Below are 24,683 nucleotides of genomic sequence, written 5' to 3'. Positions count from 1 at the left end.
GGCTGCCGCATCATACACACGTTTTGCCGATCGTTCACCCCGCCGAACGGTTAAACCGCCCGGCGGGGAAAGCCGATCAGGGCTTGTACTTCTCCATGAAGCGGAAGAAATCGCTCTTGGAGTCGAGCACCATCACGTCGCTCTTGTTAGCGAAGCTCTGGCGGTAAGCCTGCAGGCTGCGGAAGAAGGAGTAGAACTCCTGATCCTGACCATAGGCCTGGGCATAGATGGCTGCGGCCTGGGCGTCACCGTCACCACGCGCTTCCTCGGACTCGCGATAGGCTTCGGCCAGCAGGACGCGACGCTGACGATCGGCATCGGCACGGATACCTTCGGCCAGCTCGTTACCCTTGGCACGATGCTCGCGCGCCTCGCGCTCACGCTCGGTGCTCATGCGCTCGAACACGCTGCGGTTGACTTCCTTGGGCAGGTCGATGGCCTTGACGCGCACGTCAATGACTTCGATACCCAACTCCTTGTCGGCCATGCGGTTGAGTGAGGTGGTGATGTCGGACATCAACGCATCCCGCTCACCCGACACCACTTCATGCAGCGTGCGCTTGCCGAACTGGTCACGCAGACCCGATTCGAGACGACGCGACAGACGCTCGTCGGCGATCTGCTTCATGCCGGAAGTGGCGGTGTAGTAGCGCTCGGCATCCTTCACACGCCATTTGGCATAGGCGTCGACCATCACCGCTTTCTTCTCCAGGGTCAGAAACCGCTGGGTCGGCGCGTCGAGGGTCATCAGCCGCGCATCGAACTTGCGCACCTGGTTGACGTACGGCAGCTTCACATGCAGGCCAGGCTGGACATCAGCCTGAACCACGCGACCGAATTGCAGCAGAACCGCACGTTCGGTTTGCGCCACGATGTAGAAGCAGTTCCATGCTGCCACCGCCAGAACGACGGCGACGATCAGGGCGATCACAGATTTATTGCCCATCAGCGACTCTCCCTTGAACGCATTTCACGCTGTTGCTGCTGCAGGTCGGCCGCGGCGCGGGCGCCGGCGGCGTCGCTCGCCGATGACGGCGTGCTGGCGGCAGGCGTGCTGCTGTTGTTGCGGTCACCACCGACCATCTTGTCCAGTGGCAGGTAGATCAGGTTGTTCTGACCTTCCTTGCTGGCCACCAGCACCTTGCTGGTGTTGCTGTAGACGTCCTGCATGGTTTCCAGGTACAGACGCTGGCGGGTCACGTCGGGCGCCTTGCGGTACTCGGTGACCAGCTTGGTGAAGCGATCGGCCTCACCCTTGGCACGCGAAACCACTTCGTCGCGGTAGCCGTTGGCATCTTCGATGATGCGCTGGGCCTGACCGCGAGCCTCGGGAATCACGCCATTGGCATAGCCTTCGGCCTGGTTGCGCGAGCGCTGCTCGTCTTCACGGGCACGGATCACGTCGTCGAAGGCTTCCTGCACTTCACGCGGGGCTGCCGCGCTCTGTACGTTGACCTGGGTGACGGTGATACCGGTCTGGTAGGTGTCGAGGAACCGCTGCAGGCGCTCCTTGATCTCGCCAGCCATCTGCTCGCGGCCTTCGGTCAGCACCTGGTCCATGGCGGTGGAACCCACCACATGGCGCAGCGCACTGTCGGTGGCGTGCTGCAGGCTGATTTCAGGCTGGTCGACGCGCAGGACGAAATCCTGCAGGTTGGTGATCTTGTACTGCACGGTCAGCGGCACCTCGACGATGTTCTCGTCTTCGGTGAGCATCTGGCCCTGCTTGGTATACGAACGCTCGCGCGTGACGTTTTCCAGGTACTTGCGGTCGATCGGCGGGAAGTAGATGTTCAGACCCGGACCCACGGTTTCGTAGTACTTGCCGAAGCGCAGTACAACGGCCTGTTCCTGCTCGTCCACCACATACACCGCGCTGTACAGCCAGATAGCGCCGAGCACGGCAAGGCCGATGCCCAACAGGCCGAGACCACCGCCCTTGGACGTGCCTCCCCCGTCGCCACCACCACCTGTGCGTTTCTTTCCACCACCGAACAGACCGTTCAGGCTGTCCTGCAGTTTGCGGAAGGCCTCGTCGAGATCCGGTGGCCCCTTGCGGTCGCCTCCACGGCGTTTTCCACCCCAAGGATCTTGATTGTTCGAGTTGCCACCCGGCTCATTCCAAGCCATAGCGCTCTCCATCTGATAAAGCAAAGACGCACCCACGGCGCGCCGACCAATGCTACAGAATGCCCGACACGACAGCACAGCTGCCACGTCAGGCTTTTATTGCAAAGTGTGTTGCTCGATGAATTCAGCGGGCTCCATGCCTTCGCGACTGACCAGGCGATTGAGTTCCGCACGTGGCAGGCGGATTGCCAGCAGACTGCCACCTTGCTCATCATGCGCTTCGCTTTGCACCGCGCCCAGCGAAAACAGCTGGGCACGCAGACGGCCCAGTTTCTGGCCCAGCTGCAACGTCCCGACGAACAGGTCCTCGCCCAGCAGTTCGGCGACCGCCTGCTTGACCAGCTCGAGACCGCGACCGTCGCGCGCCGATACCCAGACCCGGACCGGCTTGCCGTCCGCATCGCGCTGTATCTGCGGCTCGACGTTTTCGAGCAGATCGAGTTTGTTATACACCTCGAGGATCGGCAAGCCTTGTGCACCGATCTCGGTGAGCACCGCCATGACCTGCTCGATCTGCGCCATGCGCTCGGGCTCATGGGCGTCGATCACGTGCAGCAGCAGGTCGGAGTTGCTCGACTCTTCGAGGGTGGCGCGAAACGCTTCGACCAGCTTGTGCGGCAGGTGGCGTATGAAGCCCACCGTGTCGGCCAGAATCACCGGCCCCAGATCGTTCAACTCGAGCCGGCGCAAGGTCGGATCGAGCGTGGCGAACAACTGGTCGGCTGCGTACACCTCGGAACGAGTGATCGCGTTGAACAAGGTCGACTTGCCAGCGTTGGTGTAGCCCACAAGGGACACCGACGGGATGTCGGCACGCCGACGCCCCCGCCGAGCCTGCTCGCGCTGGCTGCGGACCTTCTCCAGGCGTTGCTTGATCTGGCGCAGGCGTACACGCAGCAGGCGCCGGTCGGTTTCCAGCTGGGTTTCCCCGGGACCGCGCAGGCCGATACCGCCACCTTGGCGCTCGAGGTGAGTCCAACCGCGAACCAGCCGCGTGCTCATGTGCTCGAGCTGGGCCAGTTCGACCTGCAGCTTGCCTTCATGGGTACGGGCGCGTTGCGCAAAGATGTCCAGGATCAGACCGGTACGGTCCAGCACGCGGCACTCGAAGATCTTCTCGAGGTTGCGTTCCTGGCTGGGTGTGAGGGTGTGATTGAAGATCACCAGATCCGCGTGTTCGGTCTTGACCTGATCACGCAGTTCCTCGACCTTGCCGCTGCCGATCAGAAATTTGGCACTGGGCCGATGACGGGCGACATTGACGAATGCGACAGTTTCGGCGCCGGCCGAGATGGCCAGCTCCTGAAACTCCTGCGGGTCTTCGCGCGCCTCAGGGTCCTGACCATCCAGATGAACGAGGATCGCTCGTTCACCACCACCGTGGCGCTCAAAGAACAAGGCAGACTCCTATCAAGCGTTACCTGGGTCGGTGTCGCCCTGCTCGGATTCGGTCGCGCTTGGCAGACGAATCGGACGCACCGGTACAACTGTGGAGATCGCGTGTTTGTAGACCATCTGGCTGACAGTGTTCTTCAGCAGGATGACGAACTGGTCGAACGATTCGATCTGGCCCTGCAACTTGATACCGTTCACCAGATAGATCGAGACGCCGACCTTCTCTTTACGCAAGGTGTTCAAGTAAGGGTCTTGTAGCGAATGCCCTTTTGACATGTGCCGCACTCCTTTAAGGATCAATAGTGGAAAAGCTGTAAAAAGATGAAGGCTTTGACCGTCAGACCCCAAGGATAGACGGCAATTGCGGGACTCAGCTCAATATGGAGGCCGAGCCCAGGTATTTCAAGGTGCGAGGCAGATTGTCGCCCGCCAGGCTGTCGAGCCAGTGCAGATCGGCCCAACCGCGCAACCAGGTGAACTGCCGTTTGGCCAATTGGCGAGTGGCGATGATGCCGCGTTCGCGCATCTGCACCTCGGTCAGCTTGCCATCCAGATGATCCCAGACTTGCCGATAGCCCACCGCTCGTATAGACGCGAGCCCAGCATGCAAGTCACTTCGAGCACGCAAGGCAGTGACCTCTTGGACGAAGCCTTGTTCCAGCATTTGTTCGAAACGCATGGCAATTCGCTCATGCAGCACCGAGCGATCGGCGGGCGCGATGGCCAGGTTGGCCACAGTATAGGGCAATTGCCCGCTTGCCAATGCGCCTGGTTCGGTACTTTGCGCAGATTGTCGCGCGCGCAGCTCGGTCATGCTCGAACCACTTACGCGATACACCTCCAGCGCCCGGATCAGGCGTTGCGGATCGTTGGGATGAATGCGCGCGGCGGACACCGGATCGACCGCCGCGAGCTGGTCGTGCAATGCCTGCCAGCCTTCGCGGGCGGCCTGCGCTTCCAGGTCAGCGCGCACCTGGGCGTCGGCGCCGGGCATGTCCGCCAGCCCTTCTAGCAACGTCTTGAAATACAGCATGGTGCCGCCGACCAGCAGCGGGATATTGCCGCGCGCGGTGATCTGCGCCATGGCTTGCAGGGCGTCGCGCCGGAAGTCGGCGGCGCTGTAGCTCTGCGCAGGGTCGAGGATGTCGATCAAGGCATGCGGGTGGGCCTTGAGCACCGCGGGCGACGGCTTGGCGGTGCCGATGTCCATGCCGCGGTAGACCAGCGCCGAGTCGACGCTGATCAGCTCGCAGGGCAACACCTTGCTCAGCTCGATGGCCAGGTCGGTCTTGCCGGCGGCGGTGGGTCCCATGAGGAAGATCGCCGGAGGTAGGCCACTCATCGATCAACGCCCGCGCAGGAAGAGTTTGTCCAGATCGTCCAGGCCCATCTGGGTCCAGGTCGGTCGGCCATGATTGCACTGGCCGCTGCGCTCGGTGTTTTCCATGTCACGCAACAGGGCATTCATCTCCGGCAGGGCCAGGCGCCGGTTGGCGCGAATCGCCCCGTGACAGGCCATCGTACCCAGCAATTCGTTCAAGTGCGCCTGGATACGGTCACTGGTGCCGTACTCCATGAGGTCGGCGAGCACATCGCTGACCAGACGATTGGCTTCGGCCTGTTTGAGCAGCGCCGGAATCTGGCGGATGGCCACGGTTTCCGGCCCCAGACGCTGCAACTCGAAGCCCAGGCGCTGGAACCAGGTCGCGTGTTCTTCGGCGCAGTCCGCTTCCCGCTGGCTCATGGCCAGCGACTCGGGCACCAGCAACGGCTGCCCGCTCAGTCCCTCACTGGCCATGGCGATCTTCAGGCGCTCGTACATGATCCGTTCATGAGCCGCATGCATGTCCACCAGCACCAGCCCTTGTGCGTTTTCGGCCAGGATGTAGATGCCCTTCAGTTGCGCCAGGGCATAACCCAGCGGGGGAATGTCACCCTGGCTCTGCGGCAGGCTCGGGATCGGTGCGGTACTGCTGCCTGCGGTCGGCAACGGCGCGAAGAATTCCCGGTAGGCGCTTTGCGCCTCGGCCACCGGCAAGGCGGCGGTCGGCCGCGGCGTGTACGAGTAACCGCCACCAGAACCACCGTTCGACTGCGGCGCAGCCATGGGCGGCTGCAGCAGATTCGCCGACAGGCCCATTTCACCCTGAGGACCGAACTCGCCGGCCTGCGCGCCACTGGGTCGCGGCGCCTGCGATTGCGTCGGCGCGGTTGCCAACTGGTCTTCGGGACGCACGTCGGCCAGGGCACGGTGCAATGTGCCGTACAAGAAGTCATGCACCATGCGCCCGTCGCGAAAGCGCACTTCATGTTTGGTCGGGTGCACGTTGACGTCGACGACCGCCGGATCCACTTCCAGAAACAGAACGAAGGTCGGATGACGGCCATTGAACAGCACATCGCGGTAGGCCTGGCGCACCGCATGGGCGACCAGCTTGTCGCGCACCGCTCGACCGTTGACGAAGAAATATTGCAGGTCGGCCTGACTCCGGGAAAACGTCGGCAAACCGACCCAGCCCCACAGACGCAGGCCATTGCGCTCGACCTCGATCGGCATCGCCTGTTCGAGAAATGCCGGGCCACAGACCGCAGCGACCCTTCGGGCGCGGGCGGTTTCGTCATGCGCTTCGTGCAGGCCGAGGATGCTCTTGCCGTTGTGTCGCAGGTGGAAGCCGACGTCGAAGCGCGCCAGCGCCAGGCGTTTGATGACCTCCTGCAGGTGGTCGAATTCAGTCTTCTCGGTTTTGAGAAACTTGCGTCGCGCCGGGGTATTGAAGAACAGGTCGCGGACCTCGACAGAGGTGCCTACCGGGTGCGCGGCAGGCTGCACGCGGGCATCCATGTCGCGACCTTCGGTTTCGACCTGCCAAGCCTGGTCGGCAGCGGCCGTGCGCGACGTCAGGGTCAGACGGGCCACCGAGCTGATCGAGGCCAGCGCTTCCCCACGGAAGCCCAGGCTCATCACCCGTTCCAGATCCTCAAGGTCGCGGATCTTGCTGGTCGCATGGCGTGCCAGCGCCAGGGGCAGGTCGTCGGCGGAGATACCGCTGCCGTCGTCGCGCACGCGCAGCAGCTTGACGCCACCCTGTTCGACCTCGATGTCGATGCGGCGAGCGCCCGAGTCCAGGCTGTTTTCCAGCAGTTCCTTGATCACCGAGGCTGGGCGTTCGACCACCTCGCCGGCGGCGATCTGGTTGGCGAGCCGCGGGCTGAGCAGCTCGATACGGGCCGATTCAGTCATTACTGGGACGCCAGGGCAGTGCTGGGAATGGTGACTTCCTGGCCAATTTTCAGTTCGTCGGTCTTCAGGTCGTTGGCGCTGCGCAGGGTGGCAATGCCCAGGTCGTAGCGCGCGGCCAGCATGGCCAGCGTTTCGCCGGGACGCACTACGTGGGTGCTGGGGCCCCGTGCGATCTTGCCGGTGTCACGCAGCCAGGCCATGTAGGTCCCGGGCGGCGGGTTCTGCTGGAAGAACTGCTTCACACCGGTACGAATGGAGCGCGCCAGAGCCTGCTGGTGACCCGAGCTCTGCAGCTTGTTGGCTTCGTTGGAGTTTGAGATGAACCCGGTTTCCACCAGGATCGAAGGAATGTCCGGCGATTTCAGCACCATGAACCCGGCCTGCTCGACACGGCGCTTGTGCAGCGGCGTCACCTGGCCGATGTTGCTCAACACCTTCTGGCCCACGTTGAGGCTGGAGGTCAGCGAAGCGGTCATCGACAGGTCCAGCAGTACACCGGCCAGCATGCGGTCCTTGTCGTCCAGGCTGACGTTGCCAGCACCGCCGATCAAGTCGGAACGGTTTTCGGTATCGGCCAGCCAGCGCGCGGTTTCCGAGGTGGCGCCGCGCTCGGACAGCGCAAACACCGAGGCACCGAAGGCGGCCGAGGACGGCGCGGCGTCGGCGTGAATGGAAACGAACAGGTCGGCGCCCTTCTTGCGGGCAATTTCGGTACGTCCGCGCAGCGGGATGAAGTAGTCGCCAGTGCGCGTCAGCTCGGCACGAAAGCCTTGTTCGGCGTTGATCTGGCGTTGCAGTTCCTTGGCGATCTGCAACACCACGTCCTTCTCGTGCTGGCCTCGCGGGCCCGAAGCGCCGGGGTCTTCGCCGCCATGACCGGCATCGATGGCGATGACGATATCGCGCTTGCCGCTGGGCACTGGCGTCAGTTTGATAGCTGGGCGCGTTGGCGTGACTGGCACCGCCGGTGTGGTGGCCACGACCGGCTGAGGCGGCGCTGGTTCGGCATCGGCGGCCGAGTCGAACAGGTCGACCACCAGTCGGTTGCCGTATTGCTGGTTGGGCGCCAGGGTGAAGCTTTTTGGGGTGACGGCCTTTTTCAGGTCCACCACCACACGCAAATCGTTGGGCGTGCGCTGGGCCGAACGCACGCTGGTAACGGGCGAGTCGCCTGGAGCGACGCTGAGCGGGGCGGACGCAGTGGCGCCGTTGATGTCGATCACCAGCCGGTCGGGCGATGTGAGCGTGAACACGCTGTGCTGGACCGGGCCGGTGAGGTCGAAGACCAGCCGGGTATTGTCCGGCGCTCGCCACAAGCGCACGCTCTTGACTTGTGTAGCGGCCACGGCATTGACGACAAAACCCGTCAACATCAGACCAACGACCGCGACCAGCGCGCGAATGCGCATACCTAACCCCATCAAATTATTTGGATTTCTGTGCCACAGCGGCACACCAGGACACACCGCGCGGGCCCTGTGGCGATAACTTCAACAGCCTTCCGGCCGCTTGCGGGCTTATGGTAATGGTCAGGTCAGGCTTTGGCAAAAAGCCCGCACCCTGCTGGGGCCACTCGATCAGGCACAAGGCGTCCTCTTCAAAGTAGTCGCGGATGCCCAGATACTCCAATTCCTCAGGATCAACAAGGCGATACAGGTCGAAGTGAAAGGCTTTTATAGTTCCGATTTCGTAAGGCTCGACCAGGGTGAAGGTCGGACTCTTGACCGCCCCGACGTGCCCGAGGCCGCGGATCAAGCCCCGGGAAAAGGTGGTCTTGCCAGCGCCCAGATCACCTTCCAGAAAGATCAGTCCATGGCCTTGAGTGACCTCTGCCATGCGTGCACCGAACGCAACCATCGCGTCCTCGCCCTCGATGAAAATCTCTACTTCTGACACGGGTAATGCTCCTCGAGCAACTGACGAATGGCAGGGATCAGATCGCTGGCGGCCAGGCCGCGGCCGCCCTCGCCCGACCGTTCTCCGGCACAGGCGTGCAGCCATACGCCCAGACACGCCGCATCGAAGCCGTCCAGACCCTGGGCACGCAGTGCGCCGATCAGCCCGGCGAGGACATCGCCCAGCCCGCCGGTGGCCATGGCCGGATGACCGTGCTCGCAGATCGCCAGGCGACCGTCGGGCGCCGCGATCAGGCTGCCGGCGCCCTTGAGTACACACACCGCCGCGTATTGCCGGGCCAGGCGCAGGGCTGCCGCCGGGCGATCTGCCTGCACCTGCTGGGTAGAAATGCCCAGCAGCCGCGCCGCTTCGCCGGGGTGTGGGGTCAATACCGCATCGGCGGGCAGCGTGACGGCGCCTTGGGCCAACTGGTTCAGCGCATCGGCGTCCCACACCTGCGGCTTGTCCTGGCTTGCCGCCACCGACAGCAGGCTGCGCCCCCAACCGGCCTGGCCCAGGCCGGGCCCGACCACCAGCACGCTAGCAGCCTCGGCCATTGGCAGGAGCTGATTGGCCGAGGCGATATCGGCCACCATCACTTCCGGCAGGCGCGCCAGCGCCGGCGCTACGTGCTCGCCGCGGGTGGCCAGCGAGACCATGCCGGCCCCGCTGCGCAGGGCACTCTGGGCGCTGAGCAGTGCCGCGCCGCCGGTGCCGTGGTCGCCGCCGATCACCAGCACACGGCCGTACATGCCCTTGTGCGCATCCATCGGCCGCGCCGACGGGACCGGCAAGGTGGCCGGGGTGAGCGGCACGGCGGCCGCTGGCTGACTGTGCACTACGTCGGGTATTTGCGTGTCTGGCGGCATGCTTGAACCTTTGCTGTCGATGTCTGGCAGAATTATACCCACCTCCGCACCGGTTTCCTCGCTCGCATGTCTGCTCTCACCATCGACCTTCCCGCCCTGGCGCTCTCCATCAAGCAATGGGGGCGCGAACTGGGTTTCCAGCAAGTCGGCATCGCCGGCCTGGACCTGGCCGAGCATGAACAACACCTGCAACGTTGGCTGGAAGCTGGCTACCATGGCGAAATGGACTACATGGCCGCCCACGGCAGCAAGCGTTCACACCCCGAGCAACTGGTACCCGGCACCTTGCGCGTCGTTTCGCTGCGCATGGACTACCTGCCCGGCGACACGCACATGGCGCAACGCCTGGCCGAGCCGGAAAAAGCCTACGTCTCGCGCTATGCCCTTGGCCGCGATTACCACAAGTTGATCCGCAAACGGGTGCAGCACCTGGCCGAGCGCATCCAGCAGGACATCGGCCCGTTCGGCTTTCGTGCCTTCGTCGACAGTGCACCGGTGCTGGAGAAAGCCATCGCGCAGGAGGCTGGGCTGGGCTGGATCGGCAAGAACACCTTGGTCCTCAACCGCAAGGCGGGCAGCTACTTCTTCCTCGCCGAACTGTTCGTCGACCTCCCGTTGCCGGTCGACGAGGCGCACGCCAGCGAACACTGCGGACGCTGCACGGCCTGCCTGGAGATCTGTCCCACCGCTGCCTTCGTCGGGCCCTATGTGCTGGACGCCCGCCGCTGCATTTCCTACCTGACCATCGAGCTCAAGGGCCCCATTCCCACGGAGTTGCGGCCGCTGATCGGCAACCGCGTGTTCGGTTGTGACGACTGCCAGATCGTCTGCCCCTGGAACCGCTTCGCCCGCCCCTCGGGCGAAGGCGATTTCCAGCCGCGGCATCAGTTGGACAACGCCGAGCTGGCCCAGCTGTTCCTGTGGGATGAAGAGCGCTTCCTGAGCAGCACCGAGGGCTCGCCCCTGCGTCGCGCCGGTTACGAGCGTTTCCTGCGTAACCTGGCAGTGGGATTGGGCAACGCGCCATCGAGCATTCCGGTACTCGAAGCCCTGAAGACGCGCCGCGAAGACCCCAGCGAGCTGGTCCGCGAACACGTCGAATGGGCCCTGGCGGCCCATGCTCAACGGTCGTCGTAGACGAACTTGGGCATTTCCCAGTGGAAACGGATCGCCAACAGGCGCAGCAGGAAGCCACCGAACAAGGTGATCGACAGCGCCTGGATCGGCACCAGTTCCAGATAGGTGCAGCCCAGAAAGCACCAGGCCGAGGCGAATGAAACGCTGGCATACAGCTCACGGCGGAACACCAGGGGAATGTCGTTGCAGAGGATGTCACGCAGGATACCGCCGAACACCCCGGTGATCATGCCGCTGATGGACGCCACCAGATAATCGTGACCCAGCTCCAGCGCGGTCATGGTGCCGATCAGCGTGAACGCCACCAGCCCCAGCGCATCGAGCACAAGAAACAACGACCGCAAGCGGCGCATGAGCGGCGCGATGAAGATCGTGACCAACGCCGCAACACTGGTCAGCACCAGATATTCAGGGTGCTTGACCCACGTCAGCGGGTAGTGACCCAGCAACACATCGCGCATCGACCCGCCGCCCAATGCCGTCACACAGGCGATCAGCACCACGCCGAACCAGTCCATCCCACGTCGTCCTGCGGAAAGGGCACCGGTCATGGCTTCAGCGGTGATGGCGATGAGGTAGAGGGTCAGTAGCATGGGAACCGGAGGACAGAAGACACGTAGTGTGATGGGCGCGGTATGAAGTGGAACATGGGTGCCGCGGTGGACGCCCATCATACCGGGCGCCCCCATGTGCTGTCCGCTTCACGAGGCCTAGATGCACAGAGTGAGCTCATTGCCCATAGGATAAGTACAGCACGCCAAGGCGTATCCATCTGCGCGCTCCTTCGCACTCAGGGCGAAATCCGCGTCGCGACGACACTCGCCATTCAGAACCTTGATCTTGCAGGCACCACAGATTCCAGCACGGCATTGACTGCGCACTTTCTGGCCCTGGGCTTCCAGCTGCTCAAGCAGCGTCAACGACTGGACCGCGTCGAACTCGACACCTGCCGCAGGTATCTTCAAACGCACCGTTCCAGTGTTGCCCTGAGCCGCGGGCAGCGGCGAGTCGGACGAGCTGAATGCTTCGATGAAGTACCGGGCAGCACCATGTCGAATCGTCATGGCCCGGTGCATTTGGTCGGCAAATGCCTGGCTACCGCAAATCACTACACCCTGCGGCGCTTGCAGAGCATCCAGTGCGGCCTGGCTTGGCCGCCCTCGCAACAAGCATCCATTGTCTTGGTACAACGACTGACGGGTTATATGGATGCGCAAGGTGAACCAGCGCTCGGCAAGCTCCAGAATCATGAGTTCGGCGAGGCAAGGTACAGTGTCCAGAGAGGGCGTGCACAACAGCAAAGTGGTCCGAGGCACTGGGCCACCTTGCCGTACCCGATGCCTGAATTCGCGTATCAATGCCAAGGGCAAGGTAAAACCGATACCACCGGCCAACAGCGCCACGCTATCGAAGCCGGACAGCTGCTGTGCGGTGATGTCCCCTGCAATGCCCACGCAGCGCACCAGAGCGCCGACCATCAGATGACCGAACATCGCCTCTGAAACTCCCTTGGAAGGCACACGCTGGACAATTATCTCGACTTGCAGCGGCCCAGGGCATGCCACTATCGAATAGCAGGCCCTACGCACATGGCCGTTCACGTCTGCGTATTCCAGTATCAGATACCGACCTGGGACACACTCCTCTGCCTGTTGCTCATTAAGTACCGTGAGAACGAACCTTCTTGCGTTCTTGGCAATATCGCACGCCACATCACAGCGCAGAAAACCTGGCTCAAGAGGCTTCTGAGCAGTGGGGCCTTCCTTGACCGAAAGGGCCATCTATTCCAGACCTATACGTGCGAGCAGACTGAAAACCGACTCCGTGTAAACTTCTACCTCGCTAGATCGGGAACAATCCACCAGCATGGCTTCATGGCCTTGGAATCCGGCCAGAGAAAGTGCCTGAGCCCAGGCACCCATTTCGTTGTCGGCAAACATCTCCACGGTCTTGGCAATGACCGCCTGCAAGTACGCCCGCTCGCGAACGCTGAGCGTATGAACGATATCGCACGCCACAAAGCTGAAAACGCTTGAATGACTCCACTCGTCCACTGCGTGAGTGCGGGTTACCTCATGGCACACCTGCTGGATGGAATCATCCTCGGACAAGGTTTTGAGATAGTCGGTAATCAAGGTTTCGCTAGCACAGGCAATACCGAATCGAGTCAGCCGCCGCTGCCACTCAGCCGTGCACGTGGCCAATATCTGATCTCGCCAGCGGATAAGATTGAAATCAGTGAAATCGAGATAGGGCAGCTTTCGGTTCAGATAGATGTAATTGCATGCCGTGACCGACATCTTGGTATGGAGCGCTTCATCGAGCAGCGCCTCCGACATCACGCGTTGCAGGATGTCACGGTTGCTAGACTCGACAGGCGGCCTTTTGATGATGTCCTCGCAGGCCGGTGTCACGATGTCGCATTCGATATAGATGGTTTTGAGGTTATAGATAATCCAGCCGTAGGACAGACATCTGGATTTCATCTCAGCCGAAGCCGCCTGCCAGTTTGGATGGCTTCGAAAAGGAACGAGCGACTCGCTAAAGTCCAACCTGCCGTGCTCGAAGAGCAATTCACTGTACGGGGTCGCATCATTATTGACTGCTGCCCGTACGTCCCATAAAGAAGACAACTTCTCCAGCATGTTCCTGACGCCATCATGGCTTTGCGGACCAACTTCCATATTCACGTGCTGCGTACCTCTTTACCTGTGATGTTCAACCAATGACGCCATTACTGGCATTCAAGTCTTTGCAAACATGCCCTGCGCATACAGCAACCGAATCCCGTCGGGCGTGGATTCCAGCAGCCGGCGCTCACCCGTCTTGCGTTGTATATCGAGGGTGTAGCCCTCGCCTTCGGGGAAGCGGCGGACTACATCGGCCAATGCATGCTCGGCAGCGGCATGCTCGATATCGAACTGGCACCAGTACGCCCGGTGCAATTGAACGATGACGCGAAAGTGCTGCATGGTTTCTATTCTCCTGAAGGGGGACCCAGCACTCGGCTGGCCCAGTTCTCGATCTGGCCCGTTGCCAGGCGTCGCTCCACCAGTGCGCGCCAGGAAGGTACGAGCGGCAACTGCGCGAATTGGCTCAATTCATCGCAGTCCAGCGAGCGCTCGTACAACAGCGCGATGACTTTGCGCAGTGGCCACCGAGGGATTGGGCGATCCTGAAGCACGATGGGGTCGCCTGCCTGCAGGGCACCGCTTTCGAGCACCCGGTAATACCAGCCGGTCATCGCACTGGCTTGCATGCGCAAGGCCATATCGCTCACTTCGAAGCGATCGTTGAGCTTCCAGCAAGGCTGCCGGGTCTGGCTGACTTCCAGCAACACGCTGCCACATCGAAAGATGTCGCCGAGGCACACCTGGGTTTCGTCTACACCGACAGTCGACAGGTTCTCGCCGAATGCACCTGGCTGTGCCAGGCGTGGATGCTCGCCGATGAGCCGCTTCCATGCGTGGTAGTGCTCGAACGGATAATGGTGGATGGCTTTGTCGGGGCCGCCGTGAATGCGGCGATCCCCCTGCTCATCGCCCATGATTCCCAGTGTTCCCACTTCAACCGGCCCGGGAAGCGGGACCTTGTCGATGCCGGTGAAACTGCCTGGGCGCGTGAAGGGGCGCGACGTGCCGGCGAGCACGTGCCGCAATTCGATGGTGGGCAGCTCCTCACTCATCGCAGCCGTACCAGCCAGTCGGTCAGGATCACGCTGGCTACCTGTGCGCCTGTGCAGCCTAGTGCCTGCGCCTGGGCACGGAGTTCGCGGGGGTCGATACGCTGCTGATGCAGCTCGTTGGCATGGCCGACCAGCCATGCTTCGAGCATCTGCGGTGCCACCTCGAGATGAAATTGCAGGGCCAGGACCTGATTGCCCAGGCTGAACGCCTGATGGGGACAGGCGTCGGTGGCGGCGAGCGCCACGGCCTGAGCGGGGATGTCGAACTGATCGCCGTGCCAGTGCAACACGGGGGTTCCCTGTGCCAAGGGCGCGAGGACAGAGTTGTGTCCGGCGTCGGTCAACGTGATGGGGCCGAAACCGATTTCCTTGTGGCCCATGGCAGCGACGCCCGCACCCAGGGCACGGGCGATCAGCTGTGCGCCCAGGCAGATACCCAACAAAGGTTTGCCGCTTTCCAGGCGTTGGCCAATGAGTTCGAGCTCGTCCAGCAGGAATGGGTACAGCGCCTCCTCGAAAGCGCCGATGGGCCCGCCCAGAATGATCAACAAGTCTGCCGAGATCACATCGAGGGACGCCAGCGGGTGCAGTGGCGCTTCTATTATTTCGATTTCATACCCCTCGGCTTTTAGCACCGGGGCCAGACTGCCCAGGTCTTCGAAGGCAAGATGCCGCACTACCAACGCACTTTTCATTTATGTACCAATACAATAATATGAATGTATGAATACATTATTGACGAATGCGTCCACTGCCGTCGAGATCGCGGAGGCCATTGAGCGGCAGATACGCCAAGGTGATTTGCTTCAAAACGCTTCACTGCCTTCGGTGCGCGACCTGGCCGTGCAGCTAAAGGTCAGCCCCAATACCGTCGCGGCGGCGTACAGAAGGTTGCGTGACAGCGGCATCGTGGTGACCGACGGGCGTCGCGGGACTCGGGTCAGCGCGCCGGCTTCGGAAATTGTCGAGTACGGCTTCGTGCTTCCTGAAGGGCTGTACGACATGGCCAGCGGCAACCTCGATGCCTCGCTGCTGCCAGCGCCCGATCCCGAATGGCTGCTGCGCAACGTCACCCAGAGTGGTTTCGACCCGTTCGGCGATGACCCGCAGTTGTCGGGCCTGGCCCGCGACTGGCTCGACAGCCAGCAACTGCCCAGCGAGCAGGTGGGTGTGTATTGCGGCGCGCTGGATGCGGTCGAGAGAGCGCTTCGTGCACGCTGCCGCCCGGGCGCCACGGTGCTGATCGAAGACCCATGCTGGCCACCGTTGCGCGACCTGCTGACCGGGCTACAGCTCAAGCCAGGGGGATTGAGCATGGACGAGCATGGCGCGCTGGCCCCGGCGCCGGAGGTGCTGCGTGGCGCGGCGGCTGTGGTACTGACGCCCCGCGCACAGAACCCGACCGGCTGCTCGTTCGATACCCCGCGCTGGCAGCAATGGTCAGCGGTCCTGCAGGACGCACCGCACACCCTGCTGGTGATCGACGATCATTGGGGACCGTTGAGCCAGGCCCCGGCCATCGACCTGCAACCGCTGCCGCAGCATTGGCTCTATGTGCTGTCGACCAGCAAGTTCATCGGGCCCGACCTGCGCGTCTCGATTGCGGGCGCCAGCGCGTCCCTGCATGGCGAGATGCAACGCCAGCAGCGGGTCGGGCCGCGCTGGGTCAGCCTGCTGCTGCAGCGACTGACCGCCCATCTGTGGAGCAGGATGTTGCAAGCGGGCCGCTTGACGGAAGTGGGTGCGGCCTATCGAAGCCGTCGACAATCGCTGGTCGAGGCACTCGAACTCATGGGTGTGAGCCTGTCCAGCTCAAGCGAAGGCCTGCACCTGTGGCTACCGGTCATTGACGAAACATCGACGGTGCAGGCCCTGGCCTCCGCAGGCTGGGCAGTCCAGGCAGGCAGTCCGTTTCGACTGCAGAGTGGGCCGGCGGTGCGCGTCAGTGTCGGTAATCTGGCCGAGGCCGATATCGCGCGACTGGCTGCCGATATTGCCAGTGCATTGCAGGCAGCGCGGCGTCGGGTGTATTGAGGGAGGTTGGCTTGAGGGCCTCTTCGCGGGCAGAGCCCGCTCCCACAAAGGGCTTGTCATGGGCTGAGAACCCGCTCCCACAAAGGGCTCGTCATGGGCTGAGAACCCGCTCCCACACCGGCCTCTTCGCGGGCAGAGGGATCGCCGCCCGCTTCGTTTCCGCTGCAGGGTTTTCCGGGCGTCAGAACTTGATGAAGTGCTTGCGGTAGTGCTGCAGCTCGGCGATCGATTCGCGGATGTCGTCCAGGGCAAGGTGGGTGCTGCCCTTCTTGAAGCTGTCCTTGACCTCGGGGGCCCAGCGGGCGGCCAGTTCCTTGAGGGTCGAGACGTCCAGGTTGCGGTAGTGGAAGTAGTTTTCCAGCCCACGCATGTGGCGGTAGAGGAAGCGGCGATCCTGGCAGATGCTGTTGCCGCAGATCGGCGACTTGCCTTTGGGCACCCACTGCTCCAGAAAGGCGATGGTCTGTGCTTCGGCCTGGGCCATGCTGACAGTGCTTTCGCGAACGCGCTGGGTCAGGCCCGAGCCGCCGTGCTGGCGGGTGTTCCACTCGTCCATGCCGGCCAGGATCTCGTCGCTCTGGTGGATGGCGATGACCGGGCCTTCGGCCAGGGTATTGAGGTCGCTGTCGGTGACGATGGTGGCCATTTCGATGATGACGTCATGGTCCGGGTCCAGACCGGTCATTTCCAGGTCGATCCAGATCAGGTTCTGTGGGTTCTGCATTGGGGGTCTCCTCGGCGTAGCTGCGCAGTCTAGCGTAGCCGGGCGTGCTAGTATCCCGCCTTCGTTCACGCTTGAACTCATTTACACGGAACACACATGGCCAAACGCCAACTGAACCGCCGCCAGAACTGGCGCATCGAAAAAATCCAGGGCGAGCGCGCCGCACGCGCCGCCAAGCGCGAGTCCCAGGCCCTGGAGACCCTCGAAGGCGGCGATCTGGGCCCAGAGCAGACGGGTCTGGTCATCGCCCACTTCGGTGTTCAGGTGGAAGTCGAGGCACTGGAAGGCGAGCACGCCGGTCAGGTCTGCCGTTGCTATCTCAGGGCCAACCTGCCCTCGCTGGTCACCGGCGACAAGGTGGTCTGGCGCGCCGGCAACCAAGGCATCGGGGTCATCGTCGCGCAGCTGCCGCGCAGCACCGAACTGTGCCGTCCCGACAGCCGCGGGCAGCTCAAGCCGGTCGCGGCCAACGTCGATCTGATCGTCATCGTGTTCGCGCCCATGCCCGAACCCCATGCCAACCTGATCGACCGCTACCTGGTGGCCGCTGAACACGCCGGCATCCATCCCCTGTTGCTGCTGAACAAGGCCGACCTGATCGACGAGCAGAACGCGCCCGCGCTCAACGCGCTGCTGGCGGTCTATCGGCAGTTGGGTTATCCGTTGCTGGAAGTATCGGCGCATCAAGGCGATGGCATGCAGCAGTTGCAGGCACGTCTGGACGGCCATATCAGCGTGTTCGTCGGTCAGTCGGGGGTGGGCAAGTCGTCGCTGGTCAACAGCCTGCTGCCCGAAGTGCAGGCGCGGGTGGGTGCGCTGTCGGAATGGTCCGGCCAGGGCACGCACACCACCACCACCGCACGCTTGTTCCACTTCCCGGGCGGCGGCGAGCTGATCGACTCACCCGGCATCCGTGAATTCGGCCTGGGCCACGTCAGCCGGGCGGATGTCGAGGCCGGCTTCATCGAGTTCGCCGACCTGCTGGGCACCTGCCGTTTCCGCGACTGCAAGCATGACCGCGAACCGGGTTGCGCCCTGCTCGGGGCGCTGGAAGACGGCCGTGTGCAACAACAGCGCATGAACAGCTACCGCTCGATCATCGCCAGCCTGACCCAGGACACCTACTGACCGCTCCTGTCCTGAGGCCTCAGCGCCTGGACGATGTAGTCCACGAAGGCGCGCAGCTTCGGCGAACGGTAGCGCGCCTGTGGATAAAGCAGGTGCATGGGTCTGCCGGGCAGTGCGTATCGAGCCAGCACCTGGACCAGCTTGCCCTCTTCCAGGTCGCGGCGCACCAGTACATCAGGAAGCATGACCAGGCCCATGCCCGCCAGGGCGGCCTGACGCAGTCCCGCGCTGCTGTTGGTGACCAGTCGCCCTTGCACCTCGACGCCAATCAATCCATCCGGCCCCTGCATGGACCAACGTTTCTGCGTCCCGCGCCATTCATCGCCCGGGTTGTACATGAATTGCAGGCACTCATGCGCAGTCAACTCCTCGGGATCGCAAGGCGTGCCATGGCGACGCAAGTAGTCCGGGGACGCACAGATACTTAATCGATAGTCGTCCAGCGGACGGGCGATCAAGGTCGAGGGTTCGAGATTGCCCAGCCGTAGTGCGGCGTCGAACTGACCGTCGAGCATGTCGTGTACCTGGTCACTGAGGCTGAGACTGACACTGATCTGTGGATAACGCTGGAGAAATCCCGCCAGTGCAGGGGTCAGGCACTCGGCGCCGAAGGTCGGCGGCGCAGTGATGCGTAACAGTCCCTGCGCGGTGCCTTGGGCGCGTTCGGCCCAGCGCTCCGAATCGGCGACCAGCCCCAGCACCTCAAGACAACGCTGATAGTAGGCCTGCCCGGCGTCGGTCACCTGCTGGCGGCGCGTGGTGCGCAGCAACAGGCTCACTCCCAGACGCCGCTCCAGTGCCTGCAAGTGGTTGCTGACCATGGTCGTGGACAGATCGCACGCCTTGGCCGCTGCAGTCATGGTGCCCAGCTCCACCACTTTTACGTATACCTGCATCGCCTGGAACAGGTCCATTATCAACTCCCGGTGAAAGGTGCATCCAGCTTAACGCCATTTATCCACCTGGGGTTGAAAGGAATACTGCGCATTCATTTCACCGCCGAGACTTCCATGATGAGCGCAAGCCACCTGATGCCCACCTATCAACCGTTGCCGCTGACGTTCAGCCATGGTAGCGGCACTCGCCTGTGGGATATCGCCGGTCGCGAGTACCTCGATGCGCTGGCCGGGGTGGCGGTGACCAACGTGGGGCATAGCCACCCGGAGGTGGTGGCCGCCATCGTCGAGCAGGCCGGGCTGTTGCTGCACACCTCCAACCTGTACGCCATCGACTGGCAACAGCGGCTGGGCGCGAAGCTGGCCGAGAAGTCCGGGCTCGCCCTGGCGTTCTTCAATAATTCCGGCGCGGAAGCGAACGAGACCGCGTTGAAGCTGGCCCGTTTGCATGGCCATAGCCGCGGTATCGCCAAGCCCCTGGTGGTGGTCATGGACAACGCCTTTCACGGCCGCACCCTGGCCACGCTGGCGGCCAGTGACGGCGCGCACCTGAGCGCCGGCCTGGGCCAACTGCCTGGAGACTGCATCAAGATTCCCTTCGGCGATCTGGATGCGCTGGCCACTGTCACCCAGGCATTCGGCCAGCGCATCGTGGCGGTGCTGCTCGAGCCGATCCAGGGCGAAAGCGGTGTGCACGTCGCCTCGACATCCTACCTGCGGGCCTTGCGCGAGCATTGCGACAGTCACGGCTGGTTGTTGATGCTCGATGAGATCCAGACCGGCATCGGCCGCACTGGTCAATGGTTTGCCTACCAGCATGCCGACATCCAGCCCGATGTGGTCACTCTGGCCAAGGCCTTGGCCAATGGCATTCCGATCGGTGCCTGTCTGGCCACCGAGGCCGTGGGCTGCCTGTTCCAGCCCGGTGGCCATGGCAGCACCTTTGGCGGCAACCCCCTGGCGTGCCGGGTCGGTTGTACGGTGCTCGACATCATCGAGCGCGAGCAGCTGCTGGATAACGCCGCGCGCCAGGGGCATGCGCTGCTCGAACGGCTGCGTAGCGAAGTGGGAAGCATGCCTGGCGTCAAAGCCGTTCGGGGCCTGGGCCTGATGATCGGCGTGGAGCTGGACCGGCCCTGCCGCGAACTGATGCAGCGAGCCGCAGAAGAGCATGGCCTGCTGATCAACGTGACCCGCGGCACCACCATTCGGTTGCTGCCACCCCTGACCCTGAACCATGCCGAAGTGGAGCGCATCGTAGGCACCGTCCGCGCGCTGGTGCACACGCTATAGGCTTCGTCTGTAAGGATAATTACCGGCAGCAGTAGGGCTTGTCTCTTTTCGATGACATCCCTTGCCGCTTAAACGGCATTGAACAATCTTTCAGCCTTCAGCACCCACGATGAAGGCTTTCCATGTCCCACCTGCCCGTTGCTTGCCTGCGACTTGCTCAATTCATTGCCGGCGGACCTGGGCGATGAGCGTGTTCATTGGCTATCAGCATGTCGATCTGCCCCAGGCCTTGCGGGTCAGGAAATACTTGCGCAGGGCCGGGATCGAGGTGGGCATGGACGTGATGGACTTCGATTCGTTGACCACGCTGCACGTCACCGAAACGCTCACTGCGCACATCCGCGATTGCACCCATGTGATCCTGATGATCTCGCACTGCAGCGCGCGGCGCTGGTGGATACCGTTCTGCATTGGCGAGGCCACCTCGTGGGACCGGCGCCTGTGCCTGTATCGGCTGGGCGATCAGGCACTGCCCGAATACCTGGCGCATTGGCCGACTCTGACGCGCCCGCAGCAGTTGGACTTTCTCATCGAGGCCTATCACCGCGAGGCGGCCATGCGCCTGCCGGCAGGCCAACGCGAGACGCCACTGCCGGTGCAAGCGCGTGATATCCACAGGGGCCTGCGCGAACGCATCGGCCGGGGCTTCTAACGGGCTTTTTGTCTCAGGGCGCAGGCTTGCCCGGCTCGACCAGCTTGGCCGAGCCGTCTTCGAACAGGTTCAGGCGCTGCCGCAGTTCGCGCGGCTGCACCGGTGCGCTGGGGTCGCCGATCGAAGCGCCTGGTGGCGCAGCACCGGGGGCCGTACCGGGATTGGGCGCTTCCAATGCCGGCTGATCACCTTCGATGTCGCGCTGGGCCTTTTTGGTCAGCACCACGATGTCGATGCGGCGATTGATGGAGTTCAGCGGATCCTTGCGGTCGAACAACGACGATGAACCATAGCCGACCACGCGAGCGATCTGATCCTCCGGATAGCTGCCCGCCACCAGGGCCCGACGCGCGGCATTGGCGCGGTTGGACGACAGCTCCCAGTTGCCGAAGCCGCCCGCCGCACTGCCGGCGTAGGGCTTGGCATCGGTATGGCCGCTGATGCTGATCTTGTTCGGCACCGCCTTGATGGTGTCGGCCATGGCCAGCAGGATGTCCTCGAAATAAGGCTTGAGCCGCGCACTGCCCAGGTCGAACATCGGTCGGTTCTCGGCATCGGTGATCTGGATGCGCAAGCCGTCCTGCGTGATTTCGAAAAGGATCTGGTCCTTGAATTTCTGCAGCTGGGGATTTTCGTCAACCTTGTTCTGCAGCTCCTGCAGGAGCAGTTCCAGGCGTTCCTTTTCAACCTGTTCAGCTATTTGCTGGGCCTGTTCGGCTTCCACCTGATTCGAGGTTTCCGGCTTGGGCGGCGAGACCTCGACGTCCGGATTCAGGGTTTTCTCGGGCGAGAGCTGCGGAGAGCCGCCCAGGTCGATGACATAGGGCGTGCCGCTTTCGGAGAAGCCGATCGGGTCCTTGAAGTAACCGGCAATGGCGATCTTCTGCTCGGGTGTGGCGTTGGACAACAGCCAGAGCACCAGGAAAAACGCCATCATCGCCGTCGCGAAGTCGGCGAAAGCGATCTTCCAGGCGCCACCGTGGTGGCCGCCGCCAAAGCGCTTGACCCGCTTGACGATGATGGGCTGGTTGTTTTCCATGACTCAGCGACCGCGTACGGCTTGTTCGAGTTCGGCGAAGCTTGGGCGGTGTGCCGGGTACAGCACCTTGCGCCCGAACTCCACGGCCAGCGACGGCGGCATGCCCGAAGCCGAGGCCACCAGCGACGCCTTGATGGCTTCGTAGACGTTCAACTCTTCCTTGGCGTCGTGGCCCAGGCAGGTCGCCAGCGGGCCGAAGAAGCCGTAGGCCGCCAGGATCCCCAGGAAGGTACCGACCAGTGCAGCGCCGACGTGACCACCGATCGCCGCCTTGTCGCCGTCACCCAGCGACGCCATGGTCACCACGATGCCCAATACCGCCGCAACGATACCGAAACCGGGCAGCGCATCGGCGATACCGGTCACGGCGTGGGACGGATGCTCGAGCTCTTCCTTCATGCTCAGCAGCTCCATGTCGAACAGGCCTTCGAGTTCGTGCGGCGCCATGTTGCCCGACGACATGATGCGCAGGTAATCGCAGATGAACGCGATCATCTGCTCGTCCTTGAGGATGGTGGGGTACTTGGCGAAGATCGGGCTGGCGGCGACGTCTTCGATGTCGGCCTCGATGGACATCATGCCCTCGCGGCGACTCTTGTTGAGAATCTCGAACAGCAGGCTCAGCACTTCCAGATAGTAGGCATGGCTGAAGCGCGACTTGAACATCTTCAACGACTTCTTCAGCACGATCATGGTGGTGCTGCCGGGGTTGGCCTGCAGAAACGCGCCCAAGGCCGCACCGCCGATGATCATCACCTCGAAGGGTTGGACCAGGGCGGCCAGTTGACCATGTGAAAGAACGTATCCGCCCAGCACGCTCGCGAACACGACAATGATGCCAATGATTTTAGCCATGGATAAAAAACACTTCAGAAGTCGGGTTCAAGGACGAAAAAGGTGGTGTGGAATCTGTTGTTCTCCTTATCGGCAGAACTGCGCCAGACTATAGGCAGCGGTTTTCAAAAGCCAGTTTGGTCCGTTCGTGTAGTCGGCCTGCATTCAGGCATGCATCAGGATAAGCATAGTGTCCAACGCCAAGCCTCAAACCCTAGACACCTGGCTCGCACTGCTCGACGGCGTGCGTCTGCCCATTCCCAAGCTGTACCACGACAAGGTTCGCGCTGCGATCAAGGATCGACGCCGTTCGCTGCGCGACATCGCCGACCTGATGCAACACAGTCCGGCGCTGGTCCTGAGCGTGATGCGCGAGGCCAACCGGCATGCCAGCAACAGCCTGGCGGAGCCGGCGGAAAGCCTTGAAGTGGCACTGAACCGGCTGGGCCTGTCGCGGGCCGAAGAGTTGCTGATGCGCCTGCCGGCCCAGGAGCCGCAGCAGATGCCCCTGACCTTGCGCCAACTGCAGATGATCAGCCAGCATGCCAGCCAGCAGGCCAATGGTCTGTTCGCCGCAAGGCTGGCGCGGCTGTGGCAGGAAATCCACTGGGGCAGCCTGCTGTTTCTTTCGCCGCTGTGGCCGTTGGCGGCGACCTACCCCGAGCTGCTCGATGAATGGCAGCGGCGCGTCACTGGTGAAGGCGAAGCGGCGGTCAAGGTCGAGCAGGAGCTGTTCGGTGTGCCGTTGCTGGTGCTGTGTCAGGCACTGGCGCAGAAATGGCGCCTTCCCGCCTGGGTGCTGCATGGCTATCGGCTGCTGCTGGAGGAGCGTCGGGCGCTGGTGCAGGCGCTGCACATTGCCCGCGACAATCAGCATCGCTTGCGCCAGCAACAGCAGTTGGACGACGAGCCGGCGTTGCGGCGCTGGTTGAACCAGCCCGCCAACACCATTCTGATGGCCAACGGCCTGGCCCTGGCCGCGCAACAGGGCTGGTTCACGCCCCACCTGCAGCGCTGGCAGTACCTGAGTTGCCTGTACCTGCAAGTGCCGCTGGAACAGGTTCAGCAGCAGATCCATCAACACGCGGTGCACAGTGCGCGGGTGCACTGCGCCGCTGACCTGTGGCATCCGGCACGCAACCTGCTGTGGCCGCCACCACACAAGGGTCCGGCGCCCGACACCGATCCAGCCCCGGCACCGAGCGAAGAGGCGCTGGCGCATTGGCGGCAGCTGTGCACGCAACTGCTGACCACGCCGACGCCGTTCAACAATGCCTTGCACCTGACCACTTGCGCGCGCGATGCCCTGCTGGCGTGCGGCATGCAGCGCGTGCTGCTGCTGATGGTCGACCGCAATCACGGCAGCCTGCGCGTGCACCAGAGCGCCGGGCTGCCCAAGGAAGTCGCGGCGCTGAGCCTGGGCATCGAGCACAACGGCCTGCTGCAGCGACTGCTCGCGCAACCGACGCAACTGCGCATGGGCGCCGCCAACAGCGCGCAGTTGCAGGCCCTGTTGCCGGCGACCCTGCGCGCGCTGTTCCGCGGTGAGCACCTGCTGCTGCGCTCGCTGGGTGTCGATGGGCGAGTGCATACGCTGCTGGTGGCCGACCAGGGCGGGCGCCCGTTCTCCGAGATCAGCGTGCAGGGCTTCGGCAAGAGTGCGCAGTGCATCGAGCGCGCCCTGGACACCTTTACCAACCGCAGCCGCTGAGGCTTGCGCTACAATCGCC

Annotated in this window: 24 protein-coding genes and 1 pseudogene; 6 read left to right on the top strand and 19 right to left on the bottom strand. The window is 63.0% G+C overall.

From position 1 onward, the window contains the following. Positions 1-76: 76 nt before the first annotated feature. The 9 genes and pseudogenes from hflC to QMX89_RS14395 form a co-directional block, all read right to left on the bottom strand. Positions 77-946 (bottom strand): protease modulator HflC, encoded by an 870-nt coding sequence (hflC, locus tag QMX89_RS14435; protein WP_049862034.1) that lies wholly within the window; start codon positions 944-946, stop codon positions 77-79. Next, positions 946-2,130, bottom strand: a complete 1,185-nt coding sequence (gene hflK / locus QMX89_RS14430; protein ID WP_049862035.1) for an FtsH protease activity modulator HflK — start codon at positions 2,128-2,130, stop codon at positions 946-948. Before hflK ends, hflC begins: the two co-directional genes overlap by 1 nt. A gap of 96 nt (positions 2,131-2,226) precedes the next feature. Next, the gene (hflX, locus tag QMX89_RS14425; RefSeq protein ID WP_049862036.1) at positions 2,227-3,528 is read right to left on the bottom strand and encodes a ribosome rescue GTPase HflX; all 1,302 of its coding nucleotides are present in this window, start codon (positions 3,526-3,528) and stop codon (positions 2,227-2,229) included. Positions 3,529-3,540: 12 nt separating this feature from the next. Next, positions 3,541-3,801, bottom strand: a complete 261-nt coding sequence (gene hfq / locus QMX89_RS14420; protein WP_043191144.1) for an RNA chaperone Hfq — start codon at positions 3,799-3,801, stop codon at positions 3,541-3,543. A gap of 94 nt (positions 3,802-3,895) precedes the next feature. Beyond that, the gene (miaA, locus tag QMX89_RS14415; RefSeq protein WP_282348710.1) at positions 3,896-4,867 is read right to left on the bottom strand and encodes a tRNA (adenosine(37)-N6)-dimethylallyltransferase MiaA; all 972 of its coding nucleotides are present in this window, start codon (positions 4,865-4,867) and stop codon (positions 3,896-3,898) included. A gap of 3 nt (positions 4,868-4,870) precedes the next feature. Then, a complete protein-coding gene (gene mutL, locus QMX89_RS14410) occupies positions 4,871-6,766 on the bottom strand; it encodes a DNA mismatch repair endonuclease MutL (RefSeq protein ID WP_282348709.1) in 1,896 nt (631 codons plus the stop codon). Next, complete coding sequence (locus QMX89_RS14405) at positions 6,766-8,175, bottom strand: N-acetylmuramoyl-L-alanine amidase (RefSeq protein ID WP_049862039.1); 1,410 nt, start codon at positions 8,173-8,175, stop codon at positions 6,766-6,768. Before QMX89_RS14405 ends, mutL begins: the two co-directional genes overlap by 1 nt. Positions 8,176-8,191: 16 nt before the next feature. Then, positions 8,192-8,662, bottom strand: coding sequence for a tRNA (adenosine(37)-N6)-threonylcarbamoyltransferase complex ATPase subunit type 1 TsaE (tsaE, locus tag QMX89_RS14400; RefSeq protein WP_049862040.1), 471 nt, complete (start codon positions 8,660-8,662; stop codon positions 8,192-8,194). After that, positions 8,650-9,471: pseudogene (locus QMX89_RS14395) on the bottom strand (NAD(P)H-hydrate dehydratase); the annotation flags it as partial. The gene tsaE and the pseudogene QMX89_RS14395, both read right to left, overlap by 13 nt. A gap of 126 nt (positions 9,472-9,597) precedes the next feature. On the opposite strand from QMX89_RS14395, the gene queG reads away from it, so the two are divergent. After that, positions 9,598-10,668 carry a tRNA epoxyqueuosine(34) reductase QueG gene (queG, locus tag QMX89_RS14390; RefSeq protein WP_282348708.1) on the top strand — a complete coding sequence of 357 codons (1,071 nt, stop codon included), beginning with the start codon at positions 9,598-9,600 and terminating at the stop codon, positions 10,666-10,668. On the opposite strand, the gene QMX89_RS14385 is transcribed toward queG, so the two are convergent. The 6 genes from QMX89_RS14385 to QMX89_RS14360 all read right to left on the bottom strand — a co-directional run bounded on the left by QMX89_RS14385 (position 10,653) and on the right by QMX89_RS14360 (position 15,048). Beyond that, entirely contained in the window at positions 10,653-11,261 is a 609-nt protein-coding gene (locus QMX89_RS14385; RefSeq protein WP_043191159.1) for a trimeric intracellular cation channel family protein, read from the bottom strand. The genes queG and QMX89_RS14385 overlap by 16 nt on opposite strands. Positions 11,262-11,378: 117 nt before the next feature. Beyond that, positions 11,379-12,449 (bottom strand): 2Fe-2S iron-sulfur cluster-binding protein, encoded by a 1,071-nt coding sequence (locus tag QMX89_RS14380; protein WP_282348705.1) that lies wholly within the window; start codon positions 12,447-12,449, stop codon positions 11,379-11,381. Beyond that, the gene (locus tag QMX89_RS14375; RefSeq protein ID WP_049862044.1) at positions 12,450-13,352 is read right to left on the bottom strand and encodes a diiron oxygenase; all 903 of its coding nucleotides are present in this window, start codon (positions 13,350-13,352) and stop codon (positions 12,450-12,452) included. Positions 13,353-13,412: 60 nt separating this feature from the next. Then, complete coding sequence (locus tag QMX89_RS14370; RefSeq protein WP_049862045.1) at positions 13,413-13,640, bottom strand: hypothetical protein; 228 nt, start codon at positions 13,638-13,640, stop codon at positions 13,413-13,415. 5 nt (positions 13,641-13,645) lie between these two features. Beyond that, positions 13,646-14,353: an MOSC domain-containing protein gene (locus QMX89_RS14365; protein ID WP_282348704.1), complete on the bottom strand. Its 708-nt coding sequence runs from the start codon at positions 14,351-14,353 to the stop codon at positions 13,646-13,648. Further along, positions 14,350-15,048, bottom strand: coding sequence for a glutamine amidotransferase (locus QMX89_RS14360; RefSeq protein ID WP_282348703.1), 699 nt, complete (start codon positions 15,046-15,048; stop codon positions 14,350-14,352). The genes QMX89_RS14365 and QMX89_RS14360 overlap by 4 nt, the downstream gene beginning before the upstream one ends. Before the next feature lie 28 nt (positions 15,049-15,076). On the opposite strand from QMX89_RS14360, the gene QMX89_RS14355 reads away from it, so the two are divergent. Next, on the top strand, positions 15,077-16,387 hold the full coding sequence (locus QMX89_RS14355) for an aminotransferase class I/II-fold pyridoxal phosphate-dependent enzyme (RefSeq protein WP_282348702.1): 1,311 nt from the start codon (positions 15,077-15,079) through the stop codon (positions 16,385-16,387). Between the two features lie 181 nt (positions 16,388-16,568). Here QMX89_RS14355 and orn read toward each other — a convergent pair whose 3' ends face one another. Beyond that, on the bottom strand, positions 16,569-17,111 hold the full coding sequence (orn, locus tag QMX89_RS14350; protein ID WP_282348701.1) for an oligoribonuclease: 543 nt from the start codon (positions 17,109-17,111) through the stop codon (positions 16,569-16,571). Between the two features lie 96 nt (positions 17,112-17,207). Here orn and rsgA point away from each other — a divergent pair, with 96 nt between their 5' ends. Further along, positions 17,208-18,239, top strand: coding sequence for a small ribosomal subunit biogenesis GTPase RsgA (gene rsgA / locus QMX89_RS14345; RefSeq protein ID WP_049862050.1), 1,032 nt, complete (start codon positions 17,208-17,210; stop codon positions 18,237-18,239). Here rsgA and QMX89_RS14340 read toward each other — a convergent pair. Then, positions 18,233-19,153, bottom strand: a complete 921-nt coding sequence (locus tag QMX89_RS14340; RefSeq protein ID WP_282348699.1) for a LysR family transcriptional regulator — start codon at positions 19,151-19,153, stop codon at positions 18,233-18,235. The genes rsgA and QMX89_RS14340 overlap by 7 nt on opposite strands. A 99-nt stretch (positions 19,154-19,252) precedes the next feature. On the opposite strand from QMX89_RS14340, the gene QMX89_RS14335 reads away from it, so the two are divergent. Beyond that, complete coding sequence (locus tag QMX89_RS14335) at positions 19,253-20,428, top strand: aspartate aminotransferase family protein (protein ID WP_282348724.1); 1,176 nt, start codon at positions 19,253-19,255, stop codon at positions 20,426-20,428. Positions 20,429-20,612: 184 nt separating this feature from the next. Next, positions 20,613-21,080, top strand: a complete 468-nt coding sequence (locus QMX89_RS14330) for a toll/interleukin-1 receptor domain-containing protein (RefSeq protein WP_282348698.1) — start codon at positions 20,613-20,615, stop codon at positions 21,078-21,080. Positions 21,081-21,093: 13 nt separating this feature from the next. Here QMX89_RS14330 and motB read toward each other — a convergent pair whose 3' ends face one another. Beyond that, on the bottom strand, positions 21,094-22,119 hold the full coding sequence (gene motB, locus QMX89_RS14325) for a flagellar motor protein MotB (protein WP_282348697.1): 1,026 nt from the start codon (positions 22,117-22,119) through the stop codon (positions 21,094-21,096). Between the two features lie 3 nt (positions 22,120-22,122). Then, positions 22,123-22,974 (bottom strand): flagellar motor stator protein MotA, encoded by an 852-nt coding sequence (gene motA, locus QMX89_RS14320; protein ID WP_049862054.1) that lies wholly within the window; start codon positions 22,972-22,974, stop codon positions 22,123-22,125. Positions 22,975-23,143: 169 nt separating this feature from the next. Between motA and QMX89_RS14315 the strand changes: the two genes are divergently transcribed. Continuing rightward, positions 23,144-24,664: an HDOD domain-containing protein gene (locus QMX89_RS14315; protein WP_282348696.1), complete on the top strand. Its 1,521-nt coding sequence runs from the start codon at positions 23,144-23,146 to the stop codon at positions 24,662-24,664. Positions 24,665-24,683 lie beyond the last annotated feature (19 nt).

Origin of the sequence: Pseudomonas sp. PS01301 (assembly GCF_029960215.1) — a bacterium.
Classification (GTDB): Bacteria; Pseudomonadota; Gammaproteobacteria; order Pseudomonadales; family Pseudomonadaceae; genus Aquipseudomonas; species Aquipseudomonas coleopterorum.
The sequence above is the reverse complement of the archived record's forward strand: the minus strand, read 5'-3'. Positions and strand labels throughout refer to the sequence as shown.

What these genes read in the sequence shown, in the direction of transcription:
- queG (WP_282348708.1), top strand. Translation starts at nt 9,598, where the DNA reads ATGTCTGCTCTCACCATCGACCTTCCCGCCCTGGCGCTCTCCATCAAG.
- QMX89_RS14355 (WP_282348702.1), top strand. Translation starts at nt 15,077, where the DNA reads ATGAATACATTATTGACGAATGCGTCCACTGCCGTCGAGATCGCGGAG.
- QMX89_RS14360 (WP_282348703.1), bottom strand. Translation starts at nt 15,048, where the DNA reads ATGAAAAGTGCGTTGGTAGTGCGGCATCTTGCCTTCGAAGACCTGGGC.
- QMX89_RS14405 (WP_049862039.1), bottom strand. Translation starts at nt 8,175, where the DNA reads ATGCGCATTCGCGCGCTGGTCGCGGTCGTTGGTCTGATGTTGACGGGT.
- QMX89_RS14380 (WP_282348705.1), bottom strand. Translation starts at nt 12,449, where the DNA reads ATGGCCCTTTCGGTCAAGGAAGGCCCCACTGCTCAGAAGCCTCTTGAG.
- QMX89_RS14375 (WP_049862044.1), bottom strand. Translation starts at nt 13,352, where the DNA reads ATGGAAGTTGGTCCGCAAAGCCATGATGGCGTCAGGAACATGCTGGAG.
- hflK (WP_049862035.1), bottom strand. Translation starts at nt 2,130, where the DNA reads ATGGCTTGGAATGAGCCGGGTGGCAACTCGAACAATCAAGATCCTTGG.
- orn (WP_282348701.1), bottom strand. Translation starts at nt 17,111, where the DNA reads ATGCAGAACCCACAGAACCTGATCTGGATCGACCTGGAAATGACCGGT.
- rsgA (WP_049862050.1), top strand. Translation starts at nt 17,208, where the DNA reads ATGGCCAAACGCCAACTGAACCGCCGCCAGAACTGGCGCATCGAAAAA.
- QMX89_RS14370 (WP_049862045.1), bottom strand. Translation starts at nt 13,640, where the DNA reads ATGCAGCACTTTCGCGTCATCGTTCAATTGCACCGGGCGTACTGGTGC.
- mutL (WP_282348709.1), bottom strand. Translation starts at nt 6,766, where the DNA reads ATGACTGAATCGGCCCGTATCGAGCTGCTCAGCCCGCGGCTCGCCAAC.
- QMX89_RS14340 (WP_282348699.1), bottom strand. Translation starts at nt 19,153, where the DNA reads ATGGACCTGTTCCAGGCGATGCAGGTATACGTAAAAGTGGTGGAGCTG.
- QMX89_RS14330 (WP_282348698.1), top strand. Translation starts at nt 20,613, where the DNA reads ATGAGCGTGTTCATTGGCTATCAGCATGTCGATCTGCCCCAGGCCTTG.
- QMX89_RS14335 (WP_282348724.1), top strand. Translation starts at nt 19,253, where the DNA reads ATGAGCGCAAGCCACCTGATGCCCACCTATCAACCGTTGCCGCTGACG.
- motB (WP_282348697.1), bottom strand. Translation starts at nt 22,119, where the DNA reads ATGGAAAACAACCAGCCCATCATCGTCAAGCGGGTCAAGCGCTTTGGC.
- QMX89_RS14365 (WP_282348704.1), bottom strand. Translation starts at nt 14,353, where the DNA reads ATGAGTGAGGAGCTGCCCACCATCGAATTGCGGCACGTGCTCGCCGGC.
- QMX89_RS14385 (WP_043191159.1), bottom strand. Translation starts at nt 11,261, where the DNA reads ATGCTACTGACCCTCTACCTCATCGCCATCACCGCTGAAGCCATGACC.
- motA (WP_049862054.1), bottom strand. Translation starts at nt 22,974, where the DNA reads ATGGCTAAAATCATTGGCATCATTGTCGTGTTCGCGAGCGTGCTGGGC.
- hfq (WP_043191144.1), bottom strand. Translation starts at nt 3,801, where the DNA reads ATGTCAAAAGGGCATTCGCTACAAGACCCTTACTTGAACACCTTGCGT.
- hflC (WP_049862034.1), bottom strand. Translation starts at nt 946, where the DNA reads ATGGGCAATAAATCTGTGATCGCCCTGATCGTCGCCGTCGTTCTGGCG.
- miaA (WP_282348710.1), bottom strand. Translation starts at nt 4,867, where the DNA reads ATGAGTGGCCTACCTCCGGCGATCTTCCTCATGGGACCCACCGCCGCC.